Raw genomic sequence first — 20,055 nt, forward strand, 5'->3', positions numbered from 1 at the left:
TAACGGCCTTTAATTTGGTGCTTTACTGTAAGGGACGTAAATAGTGGGAGGCCTCGATGCCGTTACAATTAATTGATTCAAACAATGAGAGTATACTTAACGTGAAAAATGACGCCGTTGGCAGTATGGGAATTGCCCCTTATCAGGAAACTGAAGGGGAAGAATACATGAATGAACAGCAGCGGGCGCATATTGAAAAAATATTGCTGGCCTGGATGCGCTCTCTTATGGAAGAAGTCGATCGAACAGTTTCTCATATGAAAGAAGAAGCGGCGAATTTTGCAGATCCCAATGACAGGGCCAGTCAGGAAGAAGAATTCAGCCTTGAACTGCGCACACGAGACAGGGAACGGAAACTGATCAAAAAAATCGAGGATGCTCTTGAACGTCTTCGTGATGAAGATTTCGGATACTGCGAAGCCTGCGGCGTCGAAATTGGACTGCGTCGTTTGGAAGCTCGACCAACAGCCACTTTATGTATAGACTGCAAAACTCTTTCAGAAATTAAAGAAAGACAAAACCAGGGCAGTTAAGCTTATTTCCTATCCCGCGACTTTTTTTCTACGTCCCGCGACTTGTTCGCGGGATCCAGGAAAATGCAGCTAATCGACAAAAGTTTCCAAAACGGCTAAATAGCGTGCTACTGCTCCTTTATTGGCCTTCAATACCTGGGTTGCATTTAATACCAGCTTTTCTTTTTCCGCTTCATTGGCATGAAGAGCAACTACTCTGTCTATTAATTCTGCGGCAGATTGTACAATGATCATAGCGTTTGCATCCATTAAGTCACGGCAAATCGTTTTAAAGTTGTGCACTTCAGGACCGCTAAATACTGGAACCTTCATTGCAATAGGCTCAAGCACATTATGCCCACCAATGGGTACAAAACTTCCTCCAACAAAGGCGTAATCACTAATCTGATAAAAACCTAAGAGCTCTCCCATAGAATCAAGAGTAATCACTTCAGTTTCAGAAGAAATTGTCTCAGGCTTGCTTCGCAATGCCGTTTTGAATCCAGCCTGCTCTGCAAGTAAGTTAACTTTTTGAAAACGCTCTGGATGGCGAGGAGCGATCAATACCAGTATATTTTTTATAGAGGCCTGCAATCGGGTTAATTGCTGCAGTATTTGCTCTTCTTCATTGTCATGCGTACTGGCTATAATGAGCACGGGCCGGTCCGGTCCCCAAGCCGCTTTCAATTGAAGAAACAGTCCCTGGTCAATATCCTTGGTCTGTAAGTCAAATTTCATATTACCTATCGTTTGGACCAGGCCTTCTTTAGCTCCCAATTGCTGAAAACGTCTACCATCCTCATCGCTTTGAGCAAGGATCCAGGTAAATTGATTAATAACCGGTTTTATCAGCCATTTGATCTTTTGGTAGCCTCTGCAGGAACGCTCTGACAAGCGCGCATTAATAAGCATCAGGGGAATTTTAGCCTGACTGGCATAATGAATCAGATTAGGCCAAAGTTCAGTTTCGACAATCACACCAGCGCGTGGCTTGACCGAAACGAAAAATCGTTGCAACACATCAGGCAAGTCATAGGGGATGTATCGATGCAAAACGCGATCCCCAAACTTCGTCTTCACTTGCTCTGCTCCCGTTGGCGTCATAGTAGTAATTAACAACCGCCAGTTCTTAGCCAGCATCTCATTGATTAGCGGAGTGACTGCAATGACTTCCCCCAAAGAGACAGCATGAACCCATACATCAATATTTGGCACAGGCGCCATGCCTGCCCAGAAACGCTCGCCAATGCGATCCCGATACGCAGGCAATTGTCTACCTTTCCACCAAAGCCGGAAAAGCAGCCAGGGTGTCATCAGGTACATGAAAAAGGAATAAATATAACGCATTGGAATTCCTTGCAAAAAAACAGAAGTATATACCGATTGCCAGGCATTCAGAAATTGTTTATTGAATTGGATTATTTTCATAGCCTATGGGCTGTGCGCTGGCATCCCTGGATGCCCCGGACAAGCCGTGGTACGTAGGCGGCGGGGGGTATTCCTAGCATTCAGCAACACGTTCTTCTCTGCTCATGACACCTCCTGTCTACGTGTCACGTCTTGTCCGGGGCATCCAGATGGAGACGTTTTAGATGTAAGTTACTTAATTAGCCATTATAATAAGAGTTAACAAAGCGTAAACTGTCTCTTTAATGGGGTTTATTCTTCTAATTTATGAAATAATAAAGGGATCATCTAACAATGGATATCGATTTGATTTATTCAAACAATCAACGCAGGCTCACATGAATTTTCGTCAGTACTTTACGACACATACCTGGTGGGGAAAAATCATCGGTGGTTTTTTAGGATACCTGATGGGAGGCTCCGCAGGCGCTTTATTTGGAATTTTAATCGGTAATTTCTTTGACCGCGGGCTTGCAGAGCATTTTTCACGTCCTCACTGGAGTTATTACAGTGAGAAAAGAAAAGTAATTCAAGAGGTATTTTTCCAGACCACCTTTTCTGTCATGGGACATATTGCGAAGGCGGACGGCAGAGTATCCGAAGAAGAGATTCAGGTGGCTCGTCAGTTAATGAATGAAATGCGCTTAAATAACGAGCAGCAGGAATTAGCCAAGCGCTTGTTCAATGAGGGAAAAGACCCGCGTTTCGATCTCGAAAGCACCTTAAACACGCTTCAGGATACCTGCCGGGTTAATCCCGAGCTTCTGAAATTGTTTATGGATATCCAATACCGGGTGGCAAAGGCAGGAGGCCTGACTGAGTCCAAAGTTCAAGCGCTGGACAACATTTTTCGGCGAATGGGATTTGCTCCCTTGAAACAGCAGTATCGCTTTTATGAAGATTTTATTTTTGGCGGCGCTTACTCAACCGCTGACTACTCCCAGCGCAGCAATCAGCGCTCCTCTTCCTCGCACTCATCAAATTCACATCAACGCAGAGAGGAATTCAATTATCAGAATCCCAATAATTTAATCCATGCCTTCGCGGTTCTGGAAATCAGCCCCAATGCCAGTAAGCAGGAAGTAAAAAAAGCGTATCGCAAATTAATTAGCCGCAATCATCCTGATAAATTGATAGCCCAGGGCTTACCAGAAGCTATGATTAAAATTGCAAATGAGAAAACACAGCGAATTACTAAAGCTTATGAGCAAATTTGTGCAAGCAAAGGGTGGTAGTTTCCATTTAATCTAGCGCTTCATAACTGAACTACAAGCTTAATTTTGTTCTTTCAGTGGGATGAAGACGGCTCATCCATCCATTCAGGTAATTTTTAAGCAGATCGGTGGAATAGTAATAATCATGGCTGCTTCCAGGAACCTGAAAACTTCTCGATCTTGTCTTTTCAAGCTTCAGTTTCAATTGCTGAGCACTGTGCTTAACTGCTTCATAATCAAATTGAGCGTATATCTCGTACACCGGAAAACGCAGGCCTTTGCCCAGCTCATCTTTAGTCGTCTCCTCAACAGGCTGGCTCTGAAACGCCGACAGTAACACCAGTCCATTCACTTGCTTGGACTGCGGTTTGCCAAAATAATTCAGGCTGAGATCGAGCTCACCACCATAGTGAATCATAATCAGACGCTTACTGTTTTTTTGCCGTAATGTCGACATTGCTTCGGGTAATTGCTCTATCCACGGCGTTTTTACCTTCAGATCGCTATTTAAAAGTGCTACCGACCATCCCGCTTTCGCTAAGGAAGCAGCCAGTTTCCTGGGAAACTCCGATCCCCCTGCCGGTTTCCCACCTTGCAACAAAATGATGCCGCCTTTGACTTCTTTTTGTCTTGCCTCCCAGAAAGGCAGTGTTATTTCCTCCTGATTGACATTAATTTTAATGCGATCGTCGGCTAAAACAGTCAGTGGCTGAGTGAGAAAAAGCAGGATGAACAGGACGAGTCGATAGCGCATACGCATTTCTTTTTTGAGTGCAATAATGATTTGATGCAAGAATTTTGCCGAAGTTGAGTACGACTGCCCTTCCGCTGTCGGAAGGGCTAAGCCAATTATTTGAATGAAATATTCGCCTCTTTAAGCAGACGATAGGCAGTCTCGGCCATAATCTGATGGGCAGGACCTGTAGGATGTACCGGATCGAAAAACAAAAAGCCATCGCAGGAATCGAATTCACTTGTGGGTCGAATGCGTGAGGCGATTTGCAATACGGATTTCTGGGTCGGCTTATCAATCATCACATCGTAACAGGTTTGCTCAATATTGTTGAAACCGTAATGAGCAGGATTAGCAAAAATTTTATTCAGAAGTTCGTTAACATCATAGAATATCCATTGCACTTTGGGATATTCCTTGCGTAATTGCTTCATCGTTTCAGCCAATGCGGCATTATGCGCCTGACAGAATTCAGACAGAATCTCTTCCGCCTCGAACTCTTTGGCAGCAGGTGCTTTCCCCAAATCGGGTAAATTAAATACCAGAATATGGCGAGCACCCTTACTGGCCAATTCCGACAGGCTGTGAGCAATACCCTTATTGACCCGTTCAACCGTTTCATTAACCCCATCCGGAACGCCAAGATAATTATTAGCACCAATCCAGACGACATACAGATTGTCTTTTTCCGCCCTGTTATTATGGCTGAGGAAATAGCTGTCGATCTCGCTGCGCAAGGTAAACAGCACGCCGCCATCATCCTCTTCAGAAACACCAGCACCGCCAAACGCATAATCCTTTAAATGACTTTCCGGGTTTTGTTTGTAGTACAGAGCCAGCAGACGCTCCACCCAGATGGGGCCGTTTGTAAACCGACCTTCATAATAAGGCGGGGATTGCGGCAATTGATGGTGCATGTACTCATAAAGATTGCCGTTATCCGAAAGGCTATCACCGAATACGACGATATTTTTTAAAGCGGCCGATTGGATAACAGTGGAGAAAAACAAAGCACATAAGGTCAGTAATACTTTCATTTAAAGCCTTAATTCATTGTATTTTATGAAAAACGATGAATTATAGTATGGAACTGTTACACAATCAATTTAATTTACAATAAGTCAACTATTAGAGCATTAATTGGCAATTTTGAATTGTAAGTTTCCGATATTCAGTCCAATTCAAATCGGCATGAATTTTGAATACCTGATTTATCTCTTGATCAAATAAATGGAACCGCTCATGAAAGTGAATAGCAGATTTCTAAAAATTTTTCCCCTGGCCTTGTATGCTCTGATTTCTTTTTGTCATAGCAGCCTGTTGTGGTTTTAATTCACTCGCTTGTAATTTCGCATTTATTGCTTGAACTTTTGTGATTTTCTTCACAATATAATTATCAAAACGTTCAGGTGATAAATGCCATGCTCCCATCAGAATACAAACAGAAGCTGGAAGAGTTTAGAAAACACATTTTTGCATTACCCACCACGGAATTGAAATATCATTTATTTTTATTGCTTGCGGCAATTGAACCCATCAATACCCCCCAAACAAGAGACATCCTGGTCCTTTCAATTGATTTGACAGCACAGTGTAAAGATTTTTTAAATCCCAGGCAGCGTGCAGATGAGCTTCAGGAACAGATTGAGCTGGTTAATATTAAATACGGTCGGTTGGTTAAGCTCATTGATAAATACAACAGCAGCTTCGTCTTGTATCCTCATTTGCTAACGATTGGCTCTGCATTGTTAGCTATTACACTTGGCTTGTTTTTCGCGATCCTCGGTGGGATCACTGGGGTTGTCCAGGGAATAATTAACCAGCAAAACCCCTTAAAATATTTTGCATTGGGTACTTTTGTAGGCTTGTGTCTTGGGGGTGCGATAGGCAATCGAACACCGGAATATTTGCTGGAAGAACCTTTATTCAGGAAATTAAAATTAGTATTAGACGGTCTGAACCTTAACCTGAATCAATTAACCTCATCTCGTAAAACAATTCATGACTATCTCAACGAAGTGTTGGAAGATCTGCTGGTCAATTATTTTGATAATGATAAGGAAAAGCTGAATCATTTTTTGAATTCGCCCGCCAGTTACACTGCCGGAAGTCATCCGGCAGAATTTGTCAGTGAACATTTAAGAGGTTATGTGGGACAACATGCCTTAATTGCAGTGAAAATTGCTGATAAACCCCCTTTTGCGCTCGAGTTCGCAATTTCACCATCCGATCTCACCAGAGAGCTGACTCAACCCATTTCGCGCCAGACCACGGGTAGAAAAATCGCTGAAATGATGGCTTTGCACAGGCAGATGCAAGAAACGCATGCCTGTACACTGCATTACATGACCAATCACATGAAACCCGGAGAAACTGACTGCCTCGCCTATGTCCTTCGACTGACGGATGGAGTAAACGAACCAAGACCACCCATTAAACGATTTTATCAACAGAATAGTATTGGGAACTTTCTGTCTTTCTTTATTAGTCATTTAAGTGCATTTTCTGAGAAGGAAGAACAATCGATGGGGGCCAGACCCGCTTCAGGGCAGACTGGTTGAAAGTGAATAAAGCATTTTTTTTAAAAAATAGTCTCGTCGCAATTATTTTGCTGCTAATTGGATTCAATCTCAGCTACTCATTGATCAATTGCTGGGATTTTGTAACGGATGATGCATTTATCAGCTGGCGTTACGCTGAGCAATTGGCTCAGGGCAATGGACTTCTGTGGACAGCCAACAAGCTGCCAGTTGAAGGCTACTCCAATTTTACATGGATTCTATTGGCTTATCTGGTTATCAAACTAGGCTTGCCTTTAATCCCTTCTCTCAAAGTAGTGGCTACCGGCTGTCTTTTACTAGCCTTCTTTTTACTTTATCGCTGTGCGCGGCTATTTGGCAGCCCTTTTTATGCTTTACTCAGCGTTTACTTGTTCTCCTGCTATAAAGGGCTCTACTGGTGGACAGTGAGTGGGCTGGAAACCAGTCTGTTCATTATGCTGGTCCTGCTCTTTACTTTTTTATTGCTACAACTATTCTCTGATACTAAACAAAACAATCGCGGGAGTTGCTTCTGGCTTTGTATTAGCCTGACCCTTCTATCACTCACCCGCTTTGAAGGGATTTTATGGCTGGTATTTGCCGGTCTTTACATTATTTGCCCCTGGTTTCATGCCGGTGACGCTCGAGAGAAACTCTGGAAACCTACTCTGAAGCCAGCAGCCATCTGCTTTATATTGGGATTTCTACTACCTTACTCCATTTATTTTGTGTGGAGACTCACTTATTTTGGCCAGTGGCTACCCAATAGCTATCTTTGCAAATGGATGAGCAGTTTTTATCCCTCAATAGCCTCCTACTATCGTTTTTTTCTAATTCAGGATTATCTTGCGATCAGTTTTCCATCGCTTATTATCGGACTTCCCTATTTAATGGCAAGATACGACTGCCGGCATCTTCTCTTATGGCTGCCGTCACTAGCCTATGCCTTATTGCTTTGGGATGCCAACCCGGTAATTGCTCATTATAATCGTCTTTTTCTGCCCGCATTTGCGCTGGTCTGCATACTGCCCCCTCTGGGAATTAATGAATCTCTGCACTATTTCTCAATCAGTAACCGTTATAAGCAGCTCATCTGTCTGCTCGCTATTCTGTTGCTGGCTTTTTCCAGTATACCGTCCATTAAGTCAGAGCAAATTCAAAGTGAATTAGGTCATTATCAGCAACGAAGCGCGCTTCGTCTTAAAGTCAGTCAATTGATTAATCAACACGCAAAAAAGAATGCCCGTATTCTGGTGTCTGATTGCGGAGTAATCCCCTATTTTGGCCGATCTGATTTGGAGTTTATTGACAGCGAGTGTCTTAATAATCGTGACATGACACAATACAACTCCCTTGAATTATATGCTGTAAATCTTATGCAAAACGCTCGACCCGACTGGATCATTTATTCAGTCAATGAATTGGGTAGGGCCAATGATCTAATGGAAATACTGATGGCGAAAGGATTTTTAAACCATTATCACCTAGTGGGGGTTTTTCCTTTATACGCAACCAGGACCAATGGTCAACGGTTCGCTGACTTCACTTATCGTGTTTATCGATGTTTACCTGATTATTGTAAATATTAACCAATTAATTAAGAGGAGTATCATGGCAGTGACAGCTGAGGAATTTCGGGAAAAGTTTTATAGATACCTGGTTTCTATTCTCAATACCCCTGGCAAAATACAAAGAGCCAAGCAAAATTTTCACAGTTCAGACGATACAAAACGCTTCATGCATAAAGAGAGTTTTGGCATTCAGCACTGGAAGGATGAAGACGCACTGAATCTTACCGCCGCAGTGGCAGAGGCGCATGCTTTAACGATGGAATACTATCAAAGAGAGCCCGTAGAAATTACACAGAAATACAACCAAAAATTTCTGAATACACTCATCAGCGAACTCGCAAGTCCAATCCATGCGGATGAACCTTTGAAGTTATTGGTTGAAGAAATTAAAATGCAGATAAGAGTGACTAATACCCAACCTTCATTGATCAATAATTATACCTTGTTAGGTGGTGGTGCTGCATTGCTGGTCTTGGGAGTTGCAGCTTTGGCGAGTTCTGGTTCGAATACACCGAAAATCTAACCCTGATTTAAGTTCCGCGACTAGGCTAACTTGTTGTCTTTGCGAACGAAGTGAAGCAATCCAGATCGAAACTTGAACAAAGTTAGGAGATGGATTGCTTCGCTGACGCTCGCAAAGACTGTGCTTATATATCTATCTTTTCATTTATGTACAACGCCAACCTGTTCGCGTTAAGCAGGTGATCAAGGCGTTGACTTTACACCACACCTAACGAGGTCAGCTTTAACTGACGTCCGCAAACCCAGGCTTTGTTAAGGTCCTGGAATACTTCTTTAGGCATGCCTTGTGGTAAACGAACAGTGGAATAATCCTCATGAATTTTCAGGCCAGAAATCTGACGGCTCTGTAAGCCAGCTTCATTGGCTATCGCGCCCACAATATTGCCGGGTTTAACACCATGAATACGGCCCACATCGATTCTAAACAATTCCTGTTGATGATTATCAGCGAATCGCTTGTCGCTTTTACCTGATTTTCTTGCTGACAGTTCAAAACGGTCCTCACGACGGCGATCACCGCCTCTTGAGCCTCTTATATCGCCATCGCGGCTGCGTTTTTCCTTGGCCTCTTTAAATTGCGGCAAGTTTTGCTGCCAGGGCTTGTCCTGATGAAGCAGCAATGCCAAGGCGGCTGCAACGTCAGCGGGTGACACTTTATTTTGCGCAAGATAATCTTCCACAATGGCTTTATAAGCCGGTAAGTGCTCATGCGTTAAGCGCGCAGAGATATTATCCATAAATCGTTTCTGGCGTGCTTGCTGAATCGCATGATCATTCGGCACCGTAATTTTTTCAATACGTTGTCGCGTATGTCTTTCAATAGTATTAAGGATTCTTGATTCACGCGGCGTAATGAACAGGATGGTCACTCCGCTTCGACCAGCACGTCCAGTTCTGCCGATACGGTGTACATAGGTTTCACAATCATGCGGTACATCATAATTGATAACATGTGTGACACGCTCAACATCCAGCCCCCGTGCGGCTACGTCTGTAGCTACCAGGATATCAATCGCACCCTGACGGAACTGGGCAATAATCCGCTCTCTTAAAGCCTGGGTGATATCGCCGTGAATAGCCATTGCCCGATAACCTTGCTGTTGCAGGGATTCGGCCACTTCTTCTGTGCTGCTTTTAGTCCGAACAAAAACAATCACCCCCTGATAATCCTCAACTGCCAGAATACGATGCAAAGCATCAGGCTTCTGACCCTGAGAAGCAAAAAGAAAGCGCTGTTCAATACTTTTAACAGTGGCTGTTTCTGAACGAATTTCAACAGAAACAGGGTCGCGCAGATAGTTATTGGCAATCTGGCGAATACGATAAGGCATTGTCGCTGAAAATAATGCCATTTGTTTTGCTTCAGGCAATTTGGACAGGATCAACTCCACGTCCTCAATAAAGCCCATACGCAACATTTCATCCGCTTCATCAAGTACAAAGGTCTTCAACTGATTGAGCTGTAAAGTGCCTCTGTCGATATGATCAAGAATTCGACCTGGTGTTCCAACCACGATTTGGGCACCGTCTTTTAACTGTTTTAACTGACGGCGATAATCCTGTCCTCCACAAAGAACAGAAACGGTGATGCCAGCTAAATGAACACTCAAAGCAGAAAATTGTTCAGCCACCTGTATGGCGAGCTCGCGGGTGGGCGCTAAAATTAAGGCTTGCGTCGCAGAGGATTTCAGGTTTAACTGCTGTAATATGGGCAAAGCAAAAGCTGCCGTTTTGCCTGTACCAGTTTGCGCCTGGGCAATAACATCCTGTCCCTCAAGCAGGCAGGGAATGGTTTGCGCCTGCACAGGAGAGGGCGTTTGAAATTGCATATCAGACAAGGCTTTTAATAAAGCCTGAGATAGTCCAAGAGATGCAAAGCTTGTTGAATCATTTGTCATAGAACTTCCAAGATAAAGCAAAACCAAGGTAAAGCGGTTTAAGTTATATAAAATTTGCTCACTATAATAGCAAAATATACAGGATTATGCACGGATTATATTTTTTATTGTTGATTTATTTCTTAATTCACAGTTAATTTTTTGCTGATATACTTAAGTGATATATGCAGTAACAATTGGAAATTTTATGGCTGATCCAAAAGAAGTTCTCACTCAGGTAGGCTCCGCATTAGTATCTGGCGGAAAAGCGTTACTCGATAATATTCCGGTAGCACTTATTCCTTTTGGTACCCATTTAAAAACCGAACAGCGCATGGAGCTGTTCAGCCCTGTTTCGATGCACAAGCAATTTAAAGCGTACGAAACCAGTGCAAAAGGACCTGATCAAATCAAACTGGGCAGCAAAACACCCTTCGATGACTACGAAAAAAATAAAGTTAAAAATACAGACGTCTTTGCTGAGATTAAAACCCAGAACGAAAAAGAAAACTTCGGTCATAAAATCAATCAGCCCAGTGCTGATACAAAAGATAATGCCAACGCTGTTAAAAAAGCGCTAGAGGACATCCTGGTCACTGATGCCAAAACTACAGCGGCTCAAAAAGAGTATGCGAATTCAGTGACCGCGCTAAACAATCTTTTACATAGCAAGACACCGCGTTATCCGGTTGAAGCCGTCGCCAGCAAGCTGCAGGAGGCCAATGCTGCGGCCAAGAATGCTATCGGCGACCAGCATAAACTGGAGAAAGACAAGCTGGAAGCCCTCTTTAAAGACGATGATTTTAAGACCAAGCTGAAAACAACGATGGGCTTAAGCACCGATACCCAGCTGGAAAGTTTTAAAAAAGAGATGGAAACAACGCTGGATAAAGCACATAAAGACGCACTTTCCAAGTTTGAAAGCTCGGTGACAGAAGAGGTTAAAAGTCTGCATACTCAGGCGGAGAATGAACGTCGCCGTGTAGCCTGGCTGGCTACTATGTGGCATCACTCCAATGCCATGCAAAAAGAAATAGCTCGTGTGGCTGAACTGAATAAAAAAGGCCAGCAAACTGCAGCAACGACAATCTCCGTTAATGTCAAGGAAAACGGACTTGCTATTTTTGAAAATGTTAAGATTGAAGACCTTGAATATATGGAGGGAATTACAGGCTTGCCTATGAAGGTCGAAGGCAATGGCAAATACTCCATGCAGCTTCCCCAATTTGGCCCTCTTTATTACAATACCCGTCACGATAATGTTCTTTATGATTTAACCTCGCTGGCTTCTGCAGTCTATGCCACTGGGGCAAATTCCATCAAAATGAGCGTGAATCACAAAGATGAAAAATGGGCGATGGAATTAGGCAGACGCTCTTTTGAGGCTTGTTTGCGTGCCGGCTTTCAGGAAGGAACTTTTCCTGATCCCAAAGACCCCAGCAAATCGCTTTCTAATATCACTATTATGGTTAATGGAAAACCGAAAACTGCTGATGAGCTGTTTGACACTCCAGATCTGCAGGCACGTCTGCAAGAAATGCGGCGCGTCGCAGCTCAGCAAGCAACACAACGCAAAAACTATATTGAAAATCCGATTAGCAAAACCACTAATAGCGACGTGCTGAAAAACGCCCTGCAAACTGAAAAGGCCAAAGTGAAAGATGCGGAAGCTGAGGCTGAAAAACAGGCAGCATTGGCGCAAAATAGCGCTCCAGCTCAGACTCTTTAAAGCGCGTGAGTTACTAAACTCACGCTTCATTCCACCCAAAAGGATTTACCTATGACAATCGCGACTGATACTGCGTATCACTATTCATTTCATCAATTAGCCGGAGGGCAAGATCTCCCGCTAGCGAATTTTAAAGGCAAAGTGTTAATCGTTGTGAATACTGCCTCAAAATGTGGCTTTACACCTCAATATGCGGGTCTCGAAAAATTATACCAGGACTATAAAGATCGCGGCCTGGTGATTCTTGGTGTGCCCTCCAATGATTTTGGAAAACAGGAGCCGGGAACAGAAGAAGAAATCGGTCAATTTTGCCAGATTAATTATGGCGTGACCTTTCCTATGACTGGCAAAGAAGTTGTTACCGGAAAAAACGCCCACCCTTTTTTTCAATGGGCTCATAAAACATTAGGATTTGGCAGTGCCCCCAAATGGAATTTTCATAAATACCTGATTAATCGAAATGGCGAACTGGTCACTTATTTTTTTTCAACCACCGCCCCCGATTCGACACGCTTTATTAACGCTATCGAAAAGGAACTGGATTCAGAGTCTGATAATTTGTCACAAAATTAACTGATTATGTAGGTATAATTAACACTCTCCCTAGTCCTCTTCCAAAGGGAGAGGGGATTTTCTTTTTAAACGGAACCTTCTTTAAAGTCCTCTCGCCCTTCAGGGGAGAGAGGATCACAGACAAACAAAACTCATTGAATCTCGCCCCTGATTTCTGTTATTTTGTATGAGGCAATTCAAATGGAAGCTGCCAACAGCAAAAGGAGGTTGCATGGAATCGCAGGATTTTAATGAATTTGAATCTGAAATAAATGACGACCACAGTATAGATGATGCAGTATGCGAAACTGCTTCCAGCAAACGGCTGGAACGGCGAAGGCGAATTGAAGATATACTCGAAGAAAAACGTTTAAGAGAAGAGCTGGAGGAATTTTAAAGGAGAGGCTAAACCCCAAGGCCATCAAGTTAAACACAGTTTTTATATTAAACTGTTATCCCCCGCGAAGGGCGCGCCTTCGCGGGAAGGACAAGAATGCTTAACTTATTGGCAGTGACTGTTAATTTCGCCCTCTCCCTCTAGCCGTTAAAAGAATACATTTTCCCTCATCTCAACTTTAAAAATCGGCGCAATTTCCCTGAGGACAAATATTCAAACTCCGTAACTTCCTCAAAGCTGATTTCAGGTCTTTCCAGACCGGCTTGTTTTAAAGAATGGCCTATAGATTGAGATATCAGCTGCTTATTAATCAGTCCTGTAGTCATTACCCTGACATGAGCGCCTTTTTCGGTTTGCACGACCTGATATTCCTGAATATTTTTTTCAAGTAACAGCGGTGTGACAAAGGCTAGATGATGTACAAATACATTTCCGGGGTACATAAAATCATATTCAGGACGTCCCTCTGGCTCTGCAATTAATTGATGGTTGCTCCCGCAAATACAGGGTTTATCTAAAAACAATAATTGATCAAAGAATTCATAGCGTATGAGCGGCAAGGTATAAAAATACAAATTCGTTAAATACATTTTCTGAGGAATCACACCCAGAGGAACTCGCTGCTCTTCTGCATCAACGGGCTCAAGGATACAGCCATCCTCATTCAGATGCATTTCCCGGCTATTGACCCCGCAATTACTCCCTGCCAGACCTTCAGAGCAGCCATAGGCATTATTGATTCTGGCATTAGGCCATGCTTTTTCAATTAACTGACGGATGGGAGTGAATAAAGGTTCACCTGAAACAGAAACTAGTACAGGGTCAATCTTTAAGCGGTTCACGTAAGGTTCATGGCATATTCTTGCAATCGTGGTTGGTGTTCCCAGTAAATAATCCGGTTGAATTGTATTTAATTCATTAATGATTTGCTCGGTTGGCTGGGTAATTGAAATATGAAACTGCTCAACATGATCATGTTGAAAAGTCTTTATCATTGAATACATGGCATAGACAGTGTTTGAAATCAGGATCATTGCCATTTTTAATTTTTTAGCGTCCTGGTTTGCCCTGCGCGGGATTGGCTGGCGCGACGCATAACGTACGCTGTGCAAATAGTAGGTATTCCATTCATCCCAGTTATAGACATAAATTGCTCTTTTACCACTGGAACCGCTCGTTGCCAGTACATGATATTCATCCAGTAAATATAAGGTCTCTCCATCGTCTTTCATCTTATCAATATGGTCTTCAACCAACTTGAGCGACAGCCGCTTATCAGTGACTATTTCATCCCAGTTATCCATTAAGGTTTTTTTATCCATAGCGGGAATTTCTGGAAGCCGTTCTTCTGTGAACAGCTCGAGATTAATATGAGCTAATTGTTTCTGATACCAGGGCGAGTGTTTTTTAGCGTAGTGCAGAAGTTTTCTTAACTGATAATTTCGATGCTCGCTTATTCTTTGTTTAGACCAGCTTAAGGCCTCATAAGAGCGCTCAAACTGGCCTAGCATATCTTCTGTTTGTTTGATTCTTAATTCGTATGTAGTGGGCATTTTATAAGCACTTACCCATCATTTACGCGCAACAATAATTGAATAATACAGAACATCTGTTTTTTTTGTTGTGGGCAAAATGACAGTAAATCCAATTTTCTCCAGCATCCTGTAATAGTCTGCAGCAGCTTTCATGACATGAGGAGCAAAATCATCATGGAACATGTAGCGGTATTCTGCAGACAGACAAAGATCATTATTATTTTCTTTAAATGTTTCACAAATGGCGACCAAACCATTTTTTTGCAAGGCCTGATAAGCCATTCTTAATAACTTTCTGTTTACAGCTTCATCCCAGTCATATAAAACCCGCGAAAAAAGAAGCAGGTCAAAACCGGTGGGAAACGCATCGTCCGCGATAAAGTCGCCTTCCACTACGTTTATCTTCTGAGTTAATCCCTGGGCTTCAATATTCTCTCGAGCCAGCACCGCGGACTTGGGTAAATTGTATACTGCCATTTTTAAATGAGGATATGCATTCACCAGGTGACAGGCCAATGATCCATCGCCGCCGCCCACATCAAGCACGGTATTGATTTTTGTGAAATCAATAGACTCCAGAAAACGTTCAGCGGGCCGGCGGATGGTATTTCTCATCCAGTCCTCCAGCCACTGAACTTCGCCATCAGTTTTCGGCGGCCAGGAGACACTGATTTTTACCTTGCCATAGCGCAATACATCACTTAAATTTTCCTCAGCGGCGACCTGCCAGGTATTAAAAAAGAATTTCATCCCCCACCATTTATCGCTATTGATTATTTCGATGAATTCGTCGGGCAGTCGGTAAGCAACTCGGTAGTCTCTGGATTTCGCTTTTACTAAAAAATGCTCACTGCTTAAGAGATGCAGCCATTTTTTGGCACGAATCGGCATTAATCCCAGTTTTTCAATGATTTCGCTTTCTAAAACGTATTCCCTGCCTTCAAATAAATCAAAGAGATTCAGGTTGAACATTGCTTCAACCAGCTTAAGACGTGCACCATCTGCGATGAGGGAGAAATAGTTTTTGTAAAAATCAGCATTGGGCTGCGCTTTTTTGGAGGCATAAGACACTGACTGCTCACTGAGAGCCGCATCATCCGTCAGTTTTTTTAATTTCGTATTCAGCCAGGATTTTATCATTTTCATACACTAATTTTAGAACAGAGTACAAAGCAGAACTCTGATTTAATGGAATTCATCACCGTTTTTTTATTATGAAGACTTTGTTACGTCAGGGCAACGGCGTTTTACTGTATGAGCCTAACCCGTATGAATAGTTTCGCAGTTCGATAAGAAAGAGGCGCTGTCATTCCGCGAAGGCATTGCCGCGTAATTGAAAATAGGAGTGCCAAAGGCTGTCTTTGCGAGCGTGAGCGAAGCAACCCAGTTCATAATCCTCTCCCCAGGAATTGATCTGGATTGCTTCACGTTGTCGCAAAGATGACAGGTTAGTTAAATAATTAATTTTTATCGCTGACAAGACCCTTTGTTTAAAATGGAAATAATTATTTTCCTAATTACCTATTAATAATATTTACCCATTGAGTATATAATTTGTACATTAATCTAACAGCTCACAGGTGTGTAATGCAAAGTAAACATGAACTCAATCCATCCTTCCTGGCGTATTTCGTTAAGCAAAAGATAACAATATTGGCCAATCATTATTTTGAAGATGAACAGCGGCGCAAGAAATGTATCGAGCGTTGGTGTGGGAAGCTTAACCAATTGAAAAAGGAAATTGAAGAAGAATCACTTCATACTGATTTAACAATGGAGGAAATTATTGAGGCCAAGACAGAAAAATTTATGCGGGAAGTCGAGGAAGGAATAAAAATCAATTTAAACAGAAACAAAACAGGCGGCCTGGATGTCCAGTCGCCAAGACATACTGAGACTAATAAAAAGGCCCCGAATTTAAGTATCGGAAGATTAAGGAAATCCTCTAGCACTCAGATTGGGTCTAAGAGAACCCTCGTTTCTTCCACTGAAGGGGTCTTGGGGAACGCAGAAAGACAACCCCTTAGCTCCAATGAGTTACCATTAGGCATGAGCAATCATCAGTTTGCCATCCTTTGTAATTACCTTGTAACTAATTTTGATAAGGGGAATTTCGTAGATAAAGAAACGAACTATGAGCCGCCCGAGTATCTATGCTTCAAAGGAAGTAGTGTGACCGGTCTTTCCTACGCAAATGAAAAGGGGGCCAAACCTTTTGGGCCTCATAGCGATTATGATTGTATTCTGGTTTGGAAACAGGGCATTGACGCGATGATCAATTTGGATTTAACCACAGACCACTTGCCGAAAAATTTAAAACTGGATGATGCTTCGGGTCTTCGTTTTCTTAACCTGCATAGCGACGATCGGCTTACCCATGAAAAATACAATGTCAGTAAAAGACGTATTTTTCCCAACGGCATACCGCATCTGCTCTGTTGCGAGGATCTGCAGTCAAAAATGCACACCCTCCATCCTTTAAATTTCGTAGTGCTAAGAAGTCTTGACGATATTGCATTGTCGAATGATATCGTAGAATCAGATAAAGCTCTCGATAGCAAAGAAAAGAAGAAAATGTATGGGAAATTAAAACACTATGTATTTGAAGAAAGAGAAGTATCAGAAGCGGTCAGGGAGCAATTATTCTTTCATAAGGCAAGAGCTGACAACAACCCCGGGCAAGTATTAGTGTTTAGCTGGCGATTAGTCAAACTCTACCATGCCTTATACCAGCAAGGGCAATTTGAAAATCAGAAATATAATGCCGGCTTTTTTTCTGAAACAAAAAGGAATAAAAGAGAAGCACAGGAGCCCATTAACATTCTTCAGGAAAGAGATAGGCAGTTTCAATGGGTAAATGAAATAATAAATTCAGAGACCGCAAGGCCTGAATCTAAATAAGCGGCCGCTCATAAAAGGGGAACTACAGCGCCATCAGGCCTGGTTTCCCCTTAGCTTATATTACCCTAAGGGATTAGCCCTGCTCGAAAGCCTACTGACGGCATTAATTTCATTCCTCTTCCGAGCTAATTAAATTCATTTTGACCTGATAAGCTACGTATTTTTTGAATGAAAAAATGAGGGGATTCCTCGGGGCTTGTCCGCAGTATGCATCATTGGATATACCAGGGCTTATTTTGTATAAGCATACAAAGCATCCAGCATTCTTTCAGGATGGCTGAGGATAACTTTCTTTATGCCTAGAGAAGCTGCTTTTTCCGCAATCCGCTGGCTAATTACCACACAAGGCTTCTGCTGTAGCCAGGGGAGTGCATCCATGCCAAGCATTTTGAATAGGTTATGCATGGATTGCTCGCTTGTCAGCAAGATAATGTCGACTAAATCATCATGCCATAAAGCCTTCATAAACTGCCCATCTATTTGTGGCATAACTCGTCGATATACGGGCACACAGAATAAATTCGCTCCTTTTTTCACGAGGCTTTCTTCAATCAGTGTTCTACCCTCTTCGCCCTTAAATAATAGTACGGTTTGATCTTTTAAGACTTGTAATGAAGTAAGTGCGAGTAGATGCTCACTGTCTGGGGTGGCGGGAATCGCGTTTACCTTAATATTGAACTCTTTTAAAGTTTTTGCTGTGCCCTGGCCAACGGCTATTACATTCATATCTGTTGGCCAGCGCAACTGTTTTTCATTCATATGTTGCATACTGATATAGGCGGCATTTGGGCTGACAAAAATAGCATGCTGTACTTGATCCAAACCAGGTAATGAGTTGAGCCAGGCGGTATCACAAGCTTCGATTTCAAGAGTGGGACATTCAATAGCAACCCCCCCGGCTGCTGCAATCTCCTTGCTTAAGGTTTGCGCCTGCTTTCGTGGTCGGGTATTTAAAATGCGTAAGCCCTGTAATGATTGGTTCATAAGATTGCCATATCGAGTGGATGTTATTGCCTTTGTAACAGGAATAGGCATGGTTTTGAGTATAGTTTGTTATTTTAACGATATCCATAAAGCTAATAATTCTTTCTGGCAAAGACGCTAAAAATGAGAACGATTATCATTAACATGATGAAAACAAAAATAAACAGACTGTGTTTTTTTTGCCTAAGCAGTCAATCTCTTCTATATTTCACAAAAGGCGACTAATTTTAGATATGAAATAGTCAAAGATAGATACTAAGGGATTCAAGCTAAGGGACCAGTATGAAAGGTATTTATTGTTTGAGCATGTCACATCGATTTATGAATGTTGAAGTCAGAAGTCGATACGGTGTTGTATTTCAGGATTTGGAGTCACGTGTTAAAGAGTTAAAATATGCTGAAATAGTGAAGGAAGGCTTGATTATTTCAACCTGTAATCGCCTTGAAATAGTATTTTTAGGAAGTGACCTTGAGGCAGTTATTGCGTGGATAGCTTTTAAATGCTGCACTAATTACGATGAAGTTAAGGCAAGCTTTAGAGTAATGCAAAGCATGGAGGCTTTAAAGCATATTTACCGGGTGATATCAGGTTTGGATTCTAAAATATTTGGTGAAACAAATATTGTCGGTCAAGTTAAGAAATCTCTGGAAATTGCCACCACCCATCAACTTGCGGGCAAAACGCTGAATTTTATTTACCAGAATGTGTATAAAGCGTCAAAAAAAATCCACAACAGTTTGGCACTACCAGTTAACTCCCTGGCAAATTGCTTTGAAAAAGCGTTTGAAAAACATTTTCCGGATCCAAGACAAAAAATCTTTGTCACCTTCGGTTCTGGCAAATTGAGTACAGAAATCGTGAAGAGGATTCTAAAGCACGAGCCGAAAAAACTCTACATTGTTTCCAGAAACCCCGACAGGGTTTGCGGTTTTTTACGAAACGCAGCCCATCATATTGGTATCATCGATGAAATTGTCGAAAATTTTCCCCATGTTGATGCCTGTTTTACTGCGACTAATGTGAGCGAGACAATTATTCATTCTTCCCATTTAGATATGTTTGACAAAGATAAAAATATTTTCATTTCTGATTCATCCTTGCCTCCCGCAGTGTGTTCAACGGTTAGGAAATATGAAAATATTACCTATTATGATATTGATGACCTGGCTGCCCTTTCAGAACAAAAATGTAATTTATTGAGTAAAGCAATAGAAGTAGAGCTTGATCTGTTCATTGAAGCATCGATCTTTCAACTCTGTAAAGAATTAGATACCAACTTCATGCAAAAAGTAATTCAAATGGAAAGAGCCCATTTAAAGGAATATATTGAACATGTTCAAACCTGTTTACCAAAAGACAGCGATGATAAAAAGTTATCAATAGTTATAAAAGATCTCTCTGGTGTATTACTCCACATGGGCACATTACTATTAAAAGAATCTTGCAAAAACCATGATTCGACTATGCTTCAGGAAGTGCATTCCCTCATTGACAGACATGACAGGATAATTAGAAACACAATACAGTAACGGGTCCAGTATTTCTCTATGAGTTTTTTGGATCCCTCGGAGCTGAAGAAC

18 protein-coding genes are annotated in these 20,055 nt (G+C 42.1%); 10 read left to right on the forward strand and 8 right to left on the reverse strand.

The genetic code is table 11. From position 1 onward, the window contains the following. Positions 1-56: 56 nt before the first annotated feature. Positions 57-533: an RNA polymerase-binding protein DksA gene (gene dksA / locus DYH61_RS11925; protein ID WP_058507745.1), complete on the forward strand. Its 477-nt coding sequence runs from the start codon at positions 57-59 to the stop codon at positions 531-533. 69 nt (positions 534-602) lie between these two features. Here dksA and waaA read toward each other — a convergent pair whose 3' ends face one another. Then, complete coding sequence (gene waaA / locus DYH61_RS11930) at positions 603-1,859, reverse strand: lipid IV(A) 3-deoxy-D-manno-octulosonic acid transferase (RefSeq protein WP_058507910.1); 1,257 nt, start codon at positions 1,857-1,859, stop codon at positions 603-605. Between the two features lie 398 nt (positions 1,860-2,257). Here waaA and djlA point away from each other — a divergent pair, with 398 nt between their 5' ends. Continuing rightward, on the forward strand, positions 2,258-3,154 hold the full coding sequence (gene djlA / locus DYH61_RS11935; protein WP_058507911.1) for a co-chaperone DjlA: 897 nt from the start codon (positions 2,258-2,260) through the stop codon (positions 3,152-3,154). A gap of 31 nt (positions 3,155-3,185) precedes the next feature. On the opposite strand, the gene DYH61_RS11940 is transcribed toward djlA, so the two are convergent. From DYH61_RS11940 to DYH61_RS15685, 3 genes are all read right to left on the reverse strand, one after another. Further along, the gene (locus DYH61_RS11940) at positions 3,186-3,887 is read right to left on the reverse strand and encodes an alpha/beta hydrolase family protein (RefSeq protein WP_058507746.1); all 702 of its coding nucleotides are present in this window, start codon (positions 3,885-3,887) and stop codon (positions 3,186-3,188) included. 95 nt (positions 3,888-3,982) lie between these two features. Then, positions 3,983-4,903 carry a GDSL family lysophospholipase PlaA gene (plaA, locus tag DYH61_RS11945; protein ID WP_058507747.1) on the reverse strand — a complete coding sequence of 307 codons (921 nt, stop codon included), beginning with the start codon at positions 4,901-4,903 and terminating at the stop codon, positions 3,983-3,985. Positions 4,904-5,129: 226 nt separating this feature from the next. After that, on the reverse strand, positions 5,130-5,297 hold the full coding sequence (locus tag DYH61_RS15685) for a hypothetical protein (protein WP_157072297.1): 168 nt from the start codon (positions 5,295-5,297) through the stop codon (positions 5,130-5,132). Between DYH61_RS15685 and DYH61_RS11950 the strand changes: the two genes are divergently transcribed. From DYH61_RS11950 to DYH61_RS11960, 3 genes are read left to right on the forward strand one after another with little or no spacing between them, the layout of a single operon-like run. Continuing rightward, the gene (locus DYH61_RS11950) at positions 5,288-6,427 is read left to right on the forward strand and encodes a hypothetical protein (RefSeq protein ID WP_058507748.1); all 1,140 of its coding nucleotides are present in this window, start codon (positions 5,288-5,290) and stop codon (positions 6,425-6,427) included. The genes DYH61_RS15685 and DYH61_RS11950 overlap by 10 nt on opposite strands. A gap of 2 nt (positions 6,428-6,429) precedes the next feature. Then, positions 6,430-7,995 carry a hypothetical protein gene (locus tag DYH61_RS11955; RefSeq protein ID WP_065236162.1) on the forward strand — a complete coding sequence of 522 codons (1,566 nt, stop codon included), beginning with the start codon at positions 6,430-6,432 and terminating at the stop codon, positions 7,993-7,995. A gap of 22 nt (positions 7,996-8,017) precedes the next feature. Further along, entirely contained in the window at positions 8,018-8,500 is a 483-nt protein-coding gene (locus DYH61_RS11960) for a hypothetical protein (RefSeq protein ID WP_058507750.1), read from the forward strand. A gap of 196 nt (positions 8,501-8,696) precedes the next feature. Here DYH61_RS11960 and DYH61_RS11965 read toward each other — a convergent pair whose 3' ends face one another. Next, complete coding sequence (locus DYH61_RS11965; RefSeq protein WP_058507751.1) at positions 8,697-10,397, reverse strand: DEAD/DEAH box helicase; 1,701 nt, start codon at positions 10,395-10,397, stop codon at positions 8,697-8,699. Positions 10,398-10,584: 187 nt separating this feature from the next. On the opposite strand from DYH61_RS11965, the gene DYH61_RS11970 reads away from it, so the two are divergent. The 3 genes from DYH61_RS11970 (at position 10,585) to DYH61_RS15690 (ending at position 13,054) form a co-directional block, all read left to right on the forward strand. Continuing rightward, positions 10,585-12,105 carry a hypothetical protein gene (locus DYH61_RS11970; protein WP_058507752.1) on the forward strand — a complete coding sequence of 507 codons (1,521 nt, stop codon included), beginning with the start codon at positions 10,585-10,587 and terminating at the stop codon, positions 12,103-12,105. 51 nt (positions 12,106-12,156) lie between these two features. After that, positions 12,157-12,678, forward strand: a complete 522-nt coding sequence (locus DYH61_RS11975) for a glutathione peroxidase (RefSeq protein WP_058507753.1) — start codon at positions 12,157-12,159, stop codon at positions 12,676-12,678. Between the two features lie 211 nt (positions 12,679-12,889). Then, positions 12,890-13,054, forward strand: coding sequence for a PA3496 family putative envelope integrity protein (locus DYH61_RS15690; protein WP_164480537.1), 165 nt, complete (start codon positions 12,890-12,892; stop codon positions 13,052-13,054). A 167-nt stretch (positions 13,055-13,221) separates the two neighbouring features. Here the strand turns inward: DYH61_RS15690 and DYH61_RS11980 are convergent, their stop codons facing one another. Both DYH61_RS11980 and DYH61_RS11985 read right to left on the reverse strand, forming a co-directional pair. Beyond that, entirely contained in the window at positions 13,222-14,607 is a 1,386-nt protein-coding gene (locus tag DYH61_RS11980; RefSeq protein ID WP_058507754.1) for a phenylacetate--CoA ligase family protein, read from the reverse strand. Between the two features lie 18 nt (positions 14,608-14,625). Beyond that, positions 14,626-15,735, reverse strand: a complete 1,110-nt coding sequence (locus tag DYH61_RS11985; RefSeq protein WP_058507755.1) for a methyltransferase — start codon at positions 15,733-15,735, stop codon at positions 14,626-14,628. Between the two features lie 441 nt (positions 15,736-16,176). Between DYH61_RS11985 and DYH61_RS11990 the strand changes: the two genes are divergently transcribed. After that, on the forward strand, positions 16,177-17,490 hold the full coding sequence (locus DYH61_RS11990; protein WP_058507756.1) for a hypothetical protein: 1,314 nt from the start codon (positions 16,177-16,179) through the stop codon (positions 17,488-17,490). Positions 17,491-17,721: 231 nt separating this feature from the next. Here the strand turns inward: DYH61_RS11990 and DYH61_RS11995 are convergent, their stop codons facing one another. Then, positions 17,722-18,474, reverse strand: coding sequence for a uroporphyrinogen-III synthase (locus tag DYH61_RS11995; protein WP_058507757.1), 753 nt, complete (start codon positions 18,472-18,474; stop codon positions 17,722-17,724). 282 nt (positions 18,475-18,756) lie between these two features. Between DYH61_RS11995 and DYH61_RS12000 the strand changes: the two genes are divergently transcribed. Then, a complete protein-coding gene (locus DYH61_RS12000; RefSeq protein ID WP_058507758.1) occupies positions 18,757-20,004 on the forward strand; it encodes a glutamyl-tRNA reductase in 1,248 nt (415 codons plus the stop codon). The last annotated feature ends 51 nt before the right edge of the window (positions 20,005-20,055 follow it).

This window comes from Legionella quinlivanii (genome assembly GCF_900461555.1).
Taxonomy (GTDB): domain Bacteria; phylum Pseudomonadota; class Gammaproteobacteria; order Legionellales; family Legionellaceae; genus Legionella_C; species Legionella_C quinlivanii.